At 73.4% G+C, this 14,870-nt stretch carries 3 protein-coding genes; 1 reads left to right on the forward strand and 2 read right to left on the reverse strand.

Going from position 1 to position 14,870, the window contains the following annotated elements; translation table 11 throughout:
• Positions 1-53 precede the first annotated feature (53 nt).
• The gene (locus P1P70_RS27160; RefSeq protein WP_319242200.1) at positions 54-1,118 is read left to right on the forward strand and encodes an iron-siderophore ABC transporter substrate-binding protein; all 1,065 of its coding nucleotides are present in this window, start codon (positions 54-56) and stop codon (positions 1,116-1,118) included.
• A 77-nt stretch (positions 1,119-1,195) separates the two neighbouring features.
• On the opposite strand, the gene P1P70_RS27165 is transcribed toward P1P70_RS27160, so the two are convergent.
• Both P1P70_RS27165 and P1P70_RS27170 read right to left on the reverse strand, forming a co-directional pair.
• Positions 1,196-1,405 carry an MbtH family protein gene (locus P1P70_RS27165; RefSeq protein ID WP_319242196.1) on the reverse strand — a complete coding sequence of 70 codons (210 nt, stop codon included), beginning with the start codon at positions 1,403-1,405 and terminating at the stop codon, positions 1,196-1,198.
• Between the two features lie 35 nt (positions 1,406-1,440).
• The coding region (locus tag P1P70_RS27170; RefSeq protein WP_319242198.1) for a non-ribosomal peptide synthetase at positions 1,441-14,870 on the reverse strand (13,430 nt) is incomplete at its 5' end.

Consider the following 14,870-nt stretch of genomic DNA (forward strand, 5'->3'; position numbering starts at 1 on the left):
CCCGAGACCCCCACACGCACCGCTCCGCAGAAACCCGAACCGAAGGACCGCTGATGTTCCGCTCCCGCAGAGCGCCACGGCTCGCCGTCGTGCTCGCCTCCGCCACCCTGCTCCTCGCCACCGCGTGCGGTGGGGGCTCCGACTCCGACGACGCGTCGGGCGCCGGCGCGGAGGCGAGCACCTCCGGTGACTCCGCCTTCCCGGTCTCCGTCGACCACAAGTACGGCAGCACCACGATCAAGGCCGAACCCAAGCGGATCGTCACCGTCGGCCTGACCGACCAGGACTCGGTCCTCGCCCTCGGTAAGGTCCCCGTCGGCACCACCGAATGGCTCGGCGGCTACAAGGGCGCCATCGGCCCCTGGGCCGAGGACAAGCTCGGCTCCGCCGAGGCGCCGACCGTCCTGAAGGACACCGGCACCGGCCCGCAGGTGGAGAAGATCGCCGCCCTCAAGCCCGACCTGATCCTCGCGGTGTACGGCGGACTGACCAAGGAACAGTACGAGTCGCTGTCCAAGTTCGCGCCCGTGGTCGCCCAGCCGAAGGCGTACAACGACTACGGCGTCCCGTGGCAGGAGCAGACCGAGACGATCGGCAAGGCGCTCGGCAAGTCCGACGAGGCCGCGAAGGCGGTCGCCGACACCGAGGCGAAGATCAAGGCCGCCGCCGACGCCAACCCCGGCTTCAAGGGCGCCACGGCCGTCATGGCCACCCCGTACGAGGGCATGTTCGTCTTCGGCAGCCAGGACCCGCGCTCGCGCCTGCTGACCGGCCTGGGCTTCACCCTGCCCAAGGACCTCGACAAGGTGATCGGCGATCAGTTCGGTGCGAACATCAGCAAGGAGCGCACCGACCTGCTCGACCAGAGCGCCCTCGTCTGGCAGGTCGGCGACGTCACGAAGGACGCCGCCAAGCTGCACAAGGACGCCTCCTACAAGGACCTGAAGGTCGTGAAGGAGGGCCGTGAGGTCTACGTCAACGAGACCAGCGACTACGGCAACGCCCTGTCCATGGGCACCGTCCTCAGCCTGCCGTACGTGATCGAGCGCCTGGCGCCGCAGCTGGCGGCGGCCGTCGACGGCAAGACGGACACCAAGGTGGAGCAGCCCGCCTCCTGACCCGATCAGGGGCGATACACCAGCACGACGAGGGGGGGCCGGTACAGACCGGCCCCCCCTCTCGTGTCTCTCCCGTGTCAGCCGTCCATCGACGCGGCCAGACTGCGCGGGCGCATGTCCGTCCAGCTGGTCTCGACGTGCTCCAGGCAGGCCTGCCGGGAGTCGGGTCCGTGGACCACCCGCCAGCCTGCCGGCACGTCCACGAAGTCCGGCCACAGGCTGTGCTGGTTCTCGTCGTTGACCAGCACCAGGTACGTGCCCTCGGGGTCCTCGAACGGGTTGCTCATGCCACTCCTCTTTCCGACTTCACTCACTGCTTCTGTCACTTCGGGTTCCGCTCGGCCCACGCGACGAGCCCCCGGAGGGCCCGGAACCAGGTCTCGGCGAGATCCTGGACCGTGTCGCGCGGCAGCAGTCCTTCCAGATACGACCAGTGCGCGGCCAGCACCGGCCCGTCCGCCCGGTCCTCGGCGACCACGTTGATCTCCAGCGCGTGACCCTCCCGCATCGCGTCGTCCGAGCCGATGTCCGCCGCGTCCTCCTCCGGCGCGTACGACCAGTCCGTCTCCTCGGGGATGCCGAACCGGCCCAGGTAGTTGAACTCGACGCGCGGCGGTTCGTAGGCGGCCAGCACCTCGCGGGTGCGGGGGTTGAGGTGCCGCAGCATCCCGTAGCCGACCCCGTTCGCGGGCAGCGCCGTCAGGTGCTCCCGCACCCGGCGCACGGCCTCGGCCGCCGCCGGGCCCCCGGCGAAGGCCTCGGCGGGGTCGGCCGGACCCGGATCCAGCCGGACCGGGTAGACGCTGGTGAACCAGCCGACCGTACGCGACAGATCGATGCCGTCTCCGCCCAACTCCTCCTCGCGACCGTGGCCTTCGAGGTCCACGAGGACGGAGGTGTCCGTACCGCCGTCCCGGCGCCGCCGGTCCGCGAAGGCGAGCGCGAGCCCCGCCAGCAGTACGTCGTTGACGGCGGCGCCGAACGCGGCCGGCACCGCCGACAGCAGCGGACCGGTGTGCTCGGCCGGCAGTCGGAGGACAACCTCGCGCCGGGTGGCACTGGTGTCGCGGTCGGGGTCCCGGTCCCGCGCGAGCGGCAGGGAGGCCGCGCCGCCCGCGAGAATCGCCTCCCACACGGGGAGTTCGGCCTCCCGCTCGGGCCGCTGGGCCAGCTCCGTGAGCAGCCTCGACCAGCGGGCGAACGAGGTCTCCACGGGCAGCAGCCCCACGGGCCGCCCGGCCGACACGTCCTGCCAGGCGGCCGCCAGGTCCGGCAGCAGCACCCGCCATGACACACCGTCCACGACGAGGTGGTGGCCCATCAGCAGCAGCCGCCCCGGGGAGTCGCCGGCGTCGAACCACACGGCCCTGACCATGGTCCCGGCGTCCGGGTCGAGCAACGCCCGTGCCGCGACGGTGCGTTCCCGCACGGACTTGCCGAGCGCGGTCGCGTCCAGGCCGCGGACGTCGACCTGCTCGATCCAGTCGGCCGGGTCGACCGTGCCGACGTGCGGGACGTGCAGCGACCACTCAGCGGTGTCCTCGGCGGAGGGCCGGACGAGGGTGGCGCGCAGCAGGTCGTGCCGGTCGGCGAGCGCCCGTAGGACGGCGGTCAGACCGGGCAGGTCCAGGGCCGCCGGTGTGCGGACCAGGGCCGCCTGGTGGTAGGAGGCGAAGGGGCCGCCCAGTTCGCGCAGCCAGTGCATGACCGGGGTGAGCGGCACCGTGCCGGTGCCGTCGTCCGCCGGGCGCGGCGCGGACACGTCGGCCGCCTCGGCCACCGTGCCCAGCGCGGCGACCGTACGGTGCCGGAACACCAGCCTCGGGCTGATCCGCAGGCCCGCCGCACGGGCCCGCCCCACGAGCTGCATGGCGACGATGCTGTCACCGCCGAGGGCGAAGAAGTCGTCGTCCACACCGACCCGTTCGAGGCCCAGCACCTCCGCGAAGACCGTGCACAGCAGCTCCTCCACGGGGGTCTCGGGTGCCCGCCCCGAGGACAGCGCGGAGAAGTCGGGCGCGGGCAGGGCCGACCGGTCCAGCTTGCCGTTGGCCAGCTGCGGGAACCGTGGCAGCGTGACCACGGCCGCCGGGACCATGTGGTCGGGGAGCCGGCCGGCGACATGGGCGCGCAGCGCCGCCGGCTCGGGCGCACTGCCCGGGGTCGGCACCACGTAGGCCACGAGCAGCTTGCGCGGCCCGTCCTGATGGACCGTCACCAGGGCTTGGCCGACCTCCGGGTGGGCGGTCAGCGCGGCCTCGATCTCGGCGGGCTCGATACGGAAACCACGGATCTTGACCTGGTCGTCGGCGCGGCCGAGGTAGTCGATCCGCCCGTCGGTGGTCCAGCGGGCCAGGTCGCCCGTGCGGTACAGCCGGGATCCGGCCGGGCCGAACGGATCGGCCACGAACCGCTCGGCCGTCAGACCGGGGCTGCCCAGATAGCCGCGGGCGAGACCGCCGCCCGCGAGGTACAGCTCACCGGGGACACCGGGCGGCACCGGCCGCAGCCGGTCGTCGAGGACGTACGCCCGGGTGCCGGCCACCGGCCGCCCCACGAGCGGCCGTTCGCTGTCGCGGACGCGTCCCACGAGGGCGTCCACGGTCGACTCGGTCGGCCCGTACAGGTTGAACGCCTCGGTGCCGGGCAGTTCGGACAGCCGCTTCCACAGCGCCACCGGGACGGCCTCGCCGCCCACGCCGACGACCGCGAGCGGGCAGTCGCCGCCCCGCAGCAGCCCGCTGTCGGCCATCTGCGCGAAGAACGACGGCGTGACCTCCAGGAAGTCGAAGCGGTGCCGGAGCACGGCCTCGGTGACCAGCTCCGGGTCGCGCCGGACCTCCTCCGACAGCACATGGACGCAGTGCCCGTCCAGCAGCCACAGCTGCGGCTGCCAGGACGCGTCGAAGAAGAACGACCAGGCGTGACCGACCCGCAGATGCCGCCGCCCGGCCGCCTCGATCGCCGGTTCGTACAGCGTCTCGCGGTGGCTGTGGAAGAGGTTGCCGAGCGTCTCGTGCGTGATGACCACGCCCTTGGGGCGGCCCGTGGAGCCCGAGGTGTAGATGACGTATGCCGGGTGACGGGGTGTCAGCGGGGCACGGCGGTCGGCGTCGGTGAGGTCGGCCGGGTCCTGGGCCGCGAGCCGCTCCCGGATGCCGGGGTCGTCCAGCCGCAACGACGCGACACCGGGGGGCAGGCCGGCGCCCGACTCACGGGTCGTCAGGGTGAGGACCGGCCCGGCGTCGGCGAGGACATCGGCGTTGCGCTCCGCCGGGGCGTCCGGGTCGAGCGGCAGATACGCGGCGCCCGCCTTGTGCACCGCGAGGACGGCCGTGAGGAAGTGCGCGGTGCGCGGCAGCGCGAGCGCGACGAACCGCTCGGGACCGGCGCCTTCCTCCACCAGCAGCCGGGCCAACCGGTTGGCGCCCGCGTTGAGTTCCGCGAAGGTCAGCTCGACGCCGTCGGAGGCAGCGGCGGGCAGGTCGCCGTGGAGGCGCGCCCGCTCCTCGAAGAGCGCGGGCACCGTGGTGGGTCCACCGGCGACCGGCGCGCTGTTCCAGCCGCCGACCAGCCGCTCCCGCTCGTCCGGAGCGAGGATGTCGACGAGGCCGAGCGGGGTGTTTGGATCGGCGGTCACGGAGCGCAGGACGCGCCGCAGCCGGTCCGCGAAGGACTGGGCCGTGGCCGCGTCGAACAGATCGGCGCTGTACTCCAGAACACCGTCCACGCCCGTGCCGTCGCCGCGCTCGACGAAGTCGAAGGACAGGTCGAACTTGGCGGTCGTCTGCGCCACGTCGTCCCGGCGGGCGGCCAGGCCGGGCAGCCCGGTGTCCTCACCGTCGGCCGCGAGATACACCACCATCACCTGGAACAGCGGGTGACGGGCGAGCGAACGGGCCGGGTTGAGGACCTCCACCAGCCGCTCGAACGGCACGTCCTGGTGGTCGAACGCCGCGAGGTCCGTCTCCCGGACGCGGCCGAGCAGCTCCCGGAACGTCGGGTCCCCGGAGGTGTCGGTGCGCAGCACCAGCGTGTTGAGGAAGAACCCGACCAGGTCGTCCAGCCCCGCGTCGGTGCGCCCGGAGATCGGGCTGCCGATGGGGATGTCGTCGCCCGCGCCGAGCCGGGACAGGAGGGTGGCCACGGCCGCCTGGAGCACCATGAACACACTGACCCCGTTGTCCCGGGCCAACGTGTCGAGGGCGGCGGCGAGTTCGGCGTCCAGCGAGAGATCGGCGGCGCCGCCCCGGTAGGTGGACTCCAGCGGGCGGGCCCGGTCCACGGGCAGCGCAAGCTCCTCGGGCAGCCCGGCCAGCGCCTGCTTCCAGTACGCGACCTGGCGTGCCGCGAGGCTGGTCTCGTCCTTCTCGTCGCCGAGAACGTCCCGCTGCCACAGCGTGTAGTCGGCGTACTGGACGGGCAGCGGCTCCCACGCGGGCGCGCGTCCGGCCGACCGGGCGGCGTAGGCGAGCGCGAGGTCCCGGTTCAGCGGCCCCTGCGACCACTCGTCCCCGGCGATGTGGTGCAGGAGCAGCAGGACCGTCCACTCCTCCTCACCCGTGCGGAACACATGCACCCGCAACGGGAGTTCACGGTCCAGCGCGAAGCCGTACGCGCCCGCCTCCGCCAACAGCTCGGGCAGCAGCTCGTCGTCGGTGTCGACGACCTCGAACGGGACGTTCACCTCGTCGTGCGCCAGGACCAGCTGGTGGGCCCGGCCCTCGTCGTCGGGGAAGACCGTGCGCAGCGTCTCGTGCCGGACGACCAGGTCGTGCACGGCCGCCCGCAGCGCCTCGACGTCAAGGGCACCCGTCAGCCGCCAGGCCGAGGGGATGTTGTACGTCGCGCTGGGGCCCTCCACCTGGTACAGCACCCACAGCCGCTGCTGCGCGGAGGACAGCGGCAGCCGCTCGGGACGCTCCCTGACCGTCAGCGCCGGGCGGGGCGTGGCCCCCGCGTCCGCCGTGTCGGCCAGCCGTCGCGCGAGCCGGGCCACCGTCGGCGCGTCGAACACCGTGCGCAGCGACACCTCCGACCCGAACGCGGCCCGGACCCCGGCGACCAGCCGCATGGCCAGCAGCGAGTGGCCGCCCAGGGCGAAGAAGTCGTCGTCGACGCCGACCCGGTCCACCCCCAGCACCTGGGCGAACAGACCACGGAGGATCTCCTCACGCGGACTGGCCGCCCGGCCGCCCGCGCCGCTGCCCGCTGTGAAGTCGGGTGCGGGCAGCGCCCGGCGGTCCAGCTTGCCGTTGGACGTCAGCGGCAGCGCGTCGAGGGCGACGACGGCCGCGGGCACCATGTGGTCCGGCAGGGCGGCGGCGGTGTGGGCCCGCAGCACCGCCGGGTCGGCGGCCCCTCCCGCGGCGGGGACGACGTACGCGACGAGCCGCTGCTCGTGCGGGACGACGACCGCGTGGGCGACGGACCCGTGCCGGGCGAGCACCGCCTCGATCTCGCCGGGCTCGATGCGCACACCACGGATCTTGACCTGGTGGTCGGTGCGGCCGAGGAAGTCGAGCGTGCCGTCCGCCCGCCAGCGGGCCAGGTCGCCCGTCCGGTACATCCGTGCGCCCGGCCCGCCGTACGGGTCCGCGACGAACCGCTCGGCCGTGAGGCCGGGTCGGTCGAGGTAGCCACGGGCGAGCTGGACGCCCGCGAGGTAGAGCTCTCCCGCCACACCGGGCGGCACCGGCCGCAGCGCCGCGTCGAGGACGTAGGTCCGGGTGTTCCACACCGGACGCCCGATCACCACCCGGTCGGCGCCCGGCACCACCGGCCCGGCCGTGACGTCGACCGAGGCCTCCGTCGGCCCGTACAGGTTGTGCAGCTCCGCCGACAGCTCCTCGTGGAAGCGTGCCGCCACCGACGACGGCAGTGCCTCACCACTGCACATCACCCGGCGCAGACTTGTGCACCGCGCGGCGGCCGGCTCCTCCAGGAACACCTGGAGCATCGACGGCACGAAGTGCGTGGTGGTCACGCCCTGTTCGCGGATCAGCCGTGCCAGGTACGCCGGATCCCTGTGGCCCTCCGGCCGGGCGACCACCAGCGCGGCGCCGGTGATCAGCGGCCAGAAGAACTCCCACACCGACACGTCGAAGCCGGACGGCGTCTTCTGCAGCACCCGGTCGTCGGGGCCGAGCCCGTACGCGTCCTGCATCCACAGCAGCCGGTTGACGATGCCCTCCTGCGGCACGACGACGCCCTTGGGGCGGCCCGTCGAACCGGAGGTGTAGATCACATAGGCCGGGCTCGCCGGGTCGTACGCGGCGGGCAGCTCCCCTTCCGGGCCCTCCGGCAGGGTGCCCTCGACGACGCACACCGGTCGGGCCTCCTCCAGCATGAGCGCCCGCCGTTCCCGGGGCTGGTCGGCCTCCAGCGGCAGATAGGCGCCGCCGGCCCGGTGCACCGCCAGCAGGGCGACCACCAGGTCCACCGAACGCGGCAGCGCCACCGCCACCGTGCGCTCCGGACCCACGCCCATCCCGGCGAGGACCCGCGCGGTCCGCTCGACGCGAGCGTCCAACTCCGCGTACGTCAGGCGCTGTTCGTCGTGGACGAGGGCGAGCGCGTCCGGGGTCCGCGCGACCTGGGCGCGGAACAGCTCCGGCAGGGTGGTCGCGGGCACGTCGTGCGCGGTGTCGTTCCACCGGACGAGCACCGACTCCCGCTCGGCCTCCTCCAGGACGGCCAGATCCCGCACCGGAGTGTCCGGCGCGTCGGCGACCTGCTCCAGCAGCCGGGCCAGGCGTCCGGCCGTGCGCCGGGCCGTCTCGTCGTCGTACAGGTCGAGGGCGTACTCCAGCAGCAGGGTGAGCCGGTCCTGCCCCACCTCGTCCACGAAGGTGAAGTGCAGGTCGAACTTGGCCATACCGGTGTCCATGTCGAACCACTCGGTCGGCATGCCCAGCACGTCCGGGTCGCCGTCGGGCCGGTAGTGGTAGCCCAGCATGACCTGGAAGAGCGGGTTGCGACCGGCGACCCGGGGCGGGTTCACGGCCTCCACGACCTGGTCGAAGGGCAGGTCCTGGTGCTCGAACGCCTGAAGGGCCGACTCCCGCACCCGTCCCAGCAGTTGGGCGAACGTCAGGTCCGACGGGCCGCTCTCCGGGCCCGCCAGATCGGTGCGCAGCACCAGCGTGTTCACGAAGAATCCGACCAGGTCGTCGAGCGCGTCGTCCGTCCGCCCCGCGATGGGTGCCCCGAGCGGAATGTCGTCACCGGCGCCCAGCCGGTGCAGCAGCGCCGCCGTGGCCGCCTGGAACAGCATGAACATACTGGTGTTCGTGGCGGTGGACAGCTCACGCAGCGCCCGGCCGGTGGCGGGGGGCAGCTCCAGACGCACCTTGCCGCCCCGCCCGGTGGGCGCGTCCGGCCGCGGCCGGTCCTGGGGCAGGGACAGCTCCTCGGGCAGGTCGCGCAACGCCTCGGTCCAGTGGGCGAGTTGGTCGGCACCGACCTGCCCGAGCAGGGAGTCCTGCCAGAGCGTGTAGTCGGCGTACTGCACCGGCAGCGGCGCCCACTGCGGAGCGTGTCCCTCGACCCGGGCCCGGTACGCGGTGGTGAGATCGGCGAGGAACGGTCGGTCCGACCACTCGTCGGTGGTGATGTGGTGCAGCACCAGCGCCACCACATGCTCGGTGGCGCCGAGACGCAACACCTCGGCACGCACCGGTAGTTCGGTGCTCAGGTCGAGGGGCCGGCGCTGCGCCGCCTCGATCCGCGCGGCCAGGTCGTCCTCGGTGACCTCGACGACCCGGAACGCGGGCTCGGCCTCGCCCGGCGGCACGATCCACTGGTAGGGCTCGCCGTCCTCCTCCAGGAAGCGGGTCCGCAAAGCCTCATGACGGGCCGTCACGTCCAGCAGCGCGGCCCGCAGCGCGTCGAGGTCCAGCTCGCCGCGCAGGCGGAAGACGAGGGGGAAGTTGTAGGCCACCCCGCCGCCGGTGAGTCGCTCCACCAGCCACAGCCGCCGCTGCGCCGCCGACAGCGGGACGCGCGCGGGCCGCTCGGAGACCGTCCGCAGAGCCGGCCGCGCGGGACGTCCGGTGCCCGCCCGCAGCGCCAGCGCCTCGGGAGTGGGCGCCTCGAAGAGGTCACGGATGGCCAGCTCCGCGCCCAGCTCGGTGCGGGCGCGGCTGATCAGCCGGGTCGCGAGCAGCGAGTGGCCGCCCAGGTCGAAGAAGTTGTCCTCGGCGCCGGTGCGGGGCAGCCCCAGCACCTCGGCGAAGAGCCGGCACAGCACCTCCTCGACAGGGGTGCGCGGGCCGCGCCCGGCGGACAGGGCGGCCGCGGGCTCGGCGTCGGGCAGGGCGCGCACGTCCAGCTTGCCGTTGTCGTTCATCGGCAGACCGGGCAGCACCACGAACGCGGCGGGCACCATGTAGCCGGGCAGCCGCTGTCCGAGGTCGTCGCGCAGCCGCCGTACGAGCGCGGTGTGGCCGCGGCCGGCCGCCGGGGTGTTGGCGAAGGGAGCGGTGGCGTCGCGGTCGGCGCGCGGCCGGTACAGACCGGTCGTGCGGGAGGTGTCGGTGTCGGGCACGAACACGGCCTCGTAGGCGCCGGGTTCGGCGGACCAGGTGGTCAGCAGCCGGTAGCCGCGCGCCGCGGCGGTCTCCCGCAGGTCCTCCGGTTCCACGCCCGTCGCGGCGACGGGCGAGGGGCGGCCGGTGTCCAGGGCGCGCAGTCCGGCGAGGTCGCCGGCCGTACGGGCGTCCGGGACGCCCCGCACCCGGAGCGGTCCGGTGCCGTCGAGCCGGGCGAGGAGCGCGTCCCGTCCGGTCCAGTCGACGGCCGGGACGCCGTCCAGCGCGAGGCCGGCGTCCCCCTCGTGGAGCACCACGTCGTACCGGTAGCGGGTCAGCTCGTTGTGGTGGCGTCCCGCCTTGGTGCGCAGGTCGACGCCGACACCGAGCGTGGTGAACCAGTCCGGGTCGACGAGGAGTTCCTTCTCCAGCGCGAGGCCCCGCTCCACGGCCCGGCGCAGGGTCTCGGGCTCGGTGTCCGCGTCGGCGCGGGCGGTCTGGATGCCGGACTGGAACACCCGGGCCTGGCGCAGGTCGCGGACGTCGCCGAGGAAGAGGGCGCCGCCGGGCGCGAGCAGGCCGAGCGCGCCCCGGATCACCTGGTGGAGGTGGTCCAGGCTCGGGAAGTACTGGACGACGGAGTTGATGACGACCGTGTCGAAGAACCCGGTGGGCAGGCCGTCGGTCACCTCGGCTGCCTGGCAGCGGAGTTCGACCTTGCCGGCCAGCGCCGGGTCGCTCCGCACGCCTTCGGTGAGCTTGCGGATCACGGGCGCGGCGAAGTCGGTCGCCCAGTACGCCTCCGCGTCCGGGGCGAGCTTCGACAGCAGCAGACCCGAGCCGACGCCGATCTCCAGGATGCGGCGGGGACCCAGCTCACGGATACGCTCCACGGTGGCCTCGCGCCACTCCCGCATGTGTTCCACGGGGATCGGCGTGCCGTCGTAGGAGCTGTCCCAGCCCGCGAAGTCCTCGGTGAACAGGGCGGTGCCGATCTCGGTGTACTCGGCGGAGTAGATCTCCCGCCACTCACCGATCTGCTCCCGCTCGGCCGACTCCCGCGCGTCCTCGTCGGGTTCGGCGGGCACCACATAGCCCACGAGGCGCTTCGTGCCCGGCGCCGAGGCGTCGTCGCGGGCGATCACTGCGGCCTGCGACACGTCGGGGTGCTGGGCGAGCGCGGTCTCGATCTCACCCAGCTCGACCCGGTAGCCCCGGATCTTGACCTGGTCGTCGGTACGGCCGAGGAAGTCCAGGTTGCCGTCCGCACGCCGCCGCACGAGGTCGCCGGTGCGGTACATGCGCTCGCCCGGCTGCCCGAACGGGTCCGCCACGAAACGCTCGGCGGTCAGGCCCGGCCGGTCGAGATAGCCGCGCGCCAGCCCGACGCCGGCGATGTACAGCTCGCCCGCCACACCGTCCGGCACCGGACGCATCCACGCGTCGAGGATGCGGGCCCGGGTGGCGCGGATCGGCCTGCCCACGGTCGGGGTCGCACTGTCCTCCGTACCCCCGCCGAGCGTGTTGATCGTGTACTCGGTCGGGCCGTACAGGTTGTAGCCGTACGTGCCCTCGGTGTCCCGCAGGGTGTTCCACACCGTCTCGGTGACGGCCTCGCCGCCGAGCAGCACCAGCGGCGGCCGGTGCCCCTCCAACAGGCCCTCCTCGATGAGGAGATGCGCGTAGGTCGGGGTCACGTTGACGACGTCGACGCGGTGCTCCTCGCAGTACGCGACCAGCGCGGTCGCGTCCCGCCTGAGCTCCTCGTCGCAGACGTGCACCTCGTGCCCCTCGACGAGCCACAGCAGCTCCTCCCAGGACATGTCGAACGCGAACGACACGGTGTGCGCGATGCGCAGCCGCCGCCCGCCCGCCGACGCGATCGCCGGGGCGAAGATCTCCTTCTGGTGGTTGAGCTGCATGTTCGTCAGGCCGATGTACGGCGTGACGACACCCTTGGGGCGGCCCGTGGAGCCCGAGGTGTAGATGACATAGGCGGGGTGGTCCAGGCTGAAGGTCACCGACACCGGGCCGGCCGGGAAGGCCGCCAGCTCGGCCGCCACCGCCGGATCGTCGAGCAGGACACGCGGCGTGTCGCCCGTCAGCGTCCCCGACACGGCATCCGTCGACAGCAGGAGCAGCGGGCGGGCGTCCGCCAGCATCAGCGAGAGCCGGTCGGCGGGGTGGTCCAGCTCCAGCGGCAGATACGCCGCCCCCGTGCGCAGCACCGCGAACAGCGCCACCACCATGTCGATCGAGCGCGGCAGCCCGAGCGCGATCACCTTCTCCGGTCCGGCGCCCCGCGCGATCAGCAGCCGGGCCATCCGGTCGCAGCGCGCGTCGAGTTCGGCGTACGTCAGGGTCTGCGTGCCGAAGACCAGGGCGGTCGCGTCCGGGGTGCGGGCGGCCTGCGCGGCCAGCATGTCCGCGACCGTCTCGTGCGGCACGGGCTGCCGCTGTTCGGCCTCCTCGCGGGCGAGCGCGGCGGCCTCGGCCGGCAGCAGGGCGTCCAGCGAGCCGACGGGGGCGGCCGGGTCGGCCACCAGTCGGGCGACCAGCAGCACGAAACGGTCCAACAGGGCCTGCGCGTAGGCGTCTTCCAGCAGGTCCGGCCGGTAGGCCAGGGTCACCCGCACCCGCTCGCCCGGTGTCACCACCAGGTTCGCCGGATAGTGCGTGGCGTCCACGTTGGCCACGGCCGTCGCGCCGTGCCGTTCGCGCAGCTCGGCGAGCCGCTCGTCCGTGTCGGCGTTGCGCAGCACGAACAGCGTGTCGAACAGCCGTCGGTGGCCCGTCTCGGCCTGGAGCACACCGAGCCCCAGGTACTCGTAGGGCATGACCTCCAGCCGCTCGCCCTGGACGCGGCGCAGCAGGTCCAGGACCGGCTCGCGCGGGTCGAAGGCGATGCGCGCGGGCACGGTGTTGAGGAACATGCCGATGACGTTCTCGACGTCCGGCACCTCGCTGGGCCGCCCGGCGACCGTCGTGCCGAACGCGATGTCGGTGCGGCCGGTCGCGCCGGCCAGGACCAGACCCCAGGCGGCGTTGAGCACGGTGTTGAGGGTCAGACCATGGGCGCGGGAGGTGTCGCGCAGCCGGTCCCCGACCGCCGCGTCGAGCGCGGCCTCCAGGTGTTCCGGGATCACCGGCTCCTGGCCTCGCTCGGAGGCAGCGGGCACGAGGAGCGTCGGTTCCTCGAAACCGGACAGGGCCGCCCGCCACGCGCGGGTCGCCTCGGTGTCGTCCTGCCGCTCCAGCCAGGTCAGGTAGTCGCGGTAGGAGCCGGGGCGGTCCAGGCCCTCTGGGTCACCGCCGCTCTCGTACAGCGCGAACAGCTGGTCCAGGAACAGCCAGGCCGACCAGCCGTCCCACAGGATCAGATGACGGCCGACGATCAGCCGGTCACCGCGCTCCGCACCGAGCCGCACGAGCAGCATCCGGAAGAGCAGCGGGCGGGTGAGGTCGAACCGCTGTGCCCTCGACTCCTCCAGCAACTCCCGCATCCGGACGTCCTGTTCGGCCGCCGGGAGCCCCGCCAGATCCACTTCCCGCAGCGGGACGTCGGCGTCGCGCACGATGAACTGCACCGGCTGGCGCAGCCCCTCACTGGTGAAACCGGCCCGCAGGCTGGGGTTGCGGCCCAGCAGCGTCCGCACGGCGTCCGACAGCCGCTCGGCGTCGACGCGTTCGGCGAAGTCGAACGACTCGTGGACCGTGTAGACGTCCAGGGAGCTGTCGTCGAAGTTCGAGTGGAAGAACAGCCCCTCCTGCAGCGGGGCGAGGGGCCACACGTCCTCGATCCGGCCCGGCGCGAGCCGCTCGACCCGCTCCCGCTCCTCCTCGGTCAGCGTGAACGCGGACGCGACAGGGCTGTCCCCTGAGGGCGACTCGTCCAGGGCCGCCGTCGCCGCGAGCGCCGCCGGCGTGCGGTGCTCGAACACCTCGCGCGGGCCGATCACCAGACCCGCCCGGCGGGCCCGGCTGGAGACGGCGATCGAGGAGATGCTGTCGCCGCCGAGCAGGAAGAAGTCGTCGTCGACGCCGACCTCGTCGAGCTTCAGCACGGCCGCGAAGATCTCGACGAGCACCTGTTCCCGGGGGCTGCCCGGGGCCCGGGTGATGGTCGCGCGCACGGCCTGCGGGGCGGGCAGCGCGGCCCGGTCCAGCTTGCCGCTCGGGGTGAGCGGCAGCGCGTCCAGGGTGACCCAGGCGCTCGGAACCATGGGGGAGGGGAGGGAGCCGGTCAGCGCCTCGCGCAGGTCGCCCACCTCGGTGGTGCCTCCGACGGGCACGACGTACGCCACCAGCGCGTCGTCCCGTACCGTCACGGCGGCCTGCGCCACCTCCGGCAGCCGCGCCAGCGCGGCCTCGATCTCGCCGAGCTCGATCCGGTTGCCGCGCAGCTTGACCTGCCGGTCCGTGCGGCCCAGATACTCGATCACGCCGTCCGCGCGCCGCCGGACCAGGTCACCGGTGCGGTACATCCGGCTGCCGGGCGGCCCGTAGGGGTCGGCGGTGAACCGCTCGGCGGTCAGGGTCGGCCGGGCGTGGTACCCACGGGCCAGCTGGACACCGGTCAGATACAGCTCGCCGGGGACGCCGTCGGGGACGGGTCGCAGACAGGTGTCCAGCACGCGCAGGCCGGTGTTCCACACGGGGCGCCCGATGGGCACGGACGCGCCGGCCTGCTCCTCGTCGGGGGCGTACGGGTGGTACGTGACGTCGACGGCAGCCTCGGTCGGGCCGTACAGGTTGTGCAGCGGCACGCCCGTCAGCGCGTGCCAGCGGCTCGCGGCGGTGACCGGGAGCGCCTCGCCGCTGCTCAGCACGCGGCGCAGTGACGCGGACCAGGTGGGGTCGCCGGTGACCTCGTCGTGCTGGAGGAAGGCCTCCAGCATCGACGGCACGAAGTGCATGGTCGTGACGGCCTGGGCGCGCACGAGTTCCGCCAGGTAGGCGGGGTCGCGGTGGCCGTCCGGGCGGGCGAGCACCACGGTCGCGCCTTCGAGGAGCGGCCAGAAGAACTCCCAGACGGACACGTCGAAGCTGGACGGCGTCTTCTGCAGGACCCGGTCGTCGGGACCGAGTCCGTACGCGCCCTGTGTCCACGCCAGTCGGTTCACGATGGCCCGGTGGGTGACGACGACGCCCTTGGGCAGGCCGGTCGAGCCGGAGGTGTAGATCAGGTAGGCGGGGTCGTCGGGGCGTGCGGGCGTGGGGG

Origin of the sequence: Streptomyces sp. MB09-02B (assembly GCF_033794485.1) — a bacterium.
GTDB lineage: Bacteria > Actinomycetota > Actinomycetes > Streptomycetales > Streptomycetaceae > Streptomyces.

Coding starts and splice junctions, on each gene's coding strand:
- P1P70_RS27160 (WP_319242200.1), top strand. CDS start 54: ATGTTCCGCTCCCGCAGAGCGCCACGGCTCGCCGTCGTGCTCGCCTCC.
- P1P70_RS27165 (WP_319242196.1), bottom strand. CDS start 1,405: ATGAGCAACCCGTTCGAGGACCCCGAGGGCACGTACCTGGTGCTGGTC.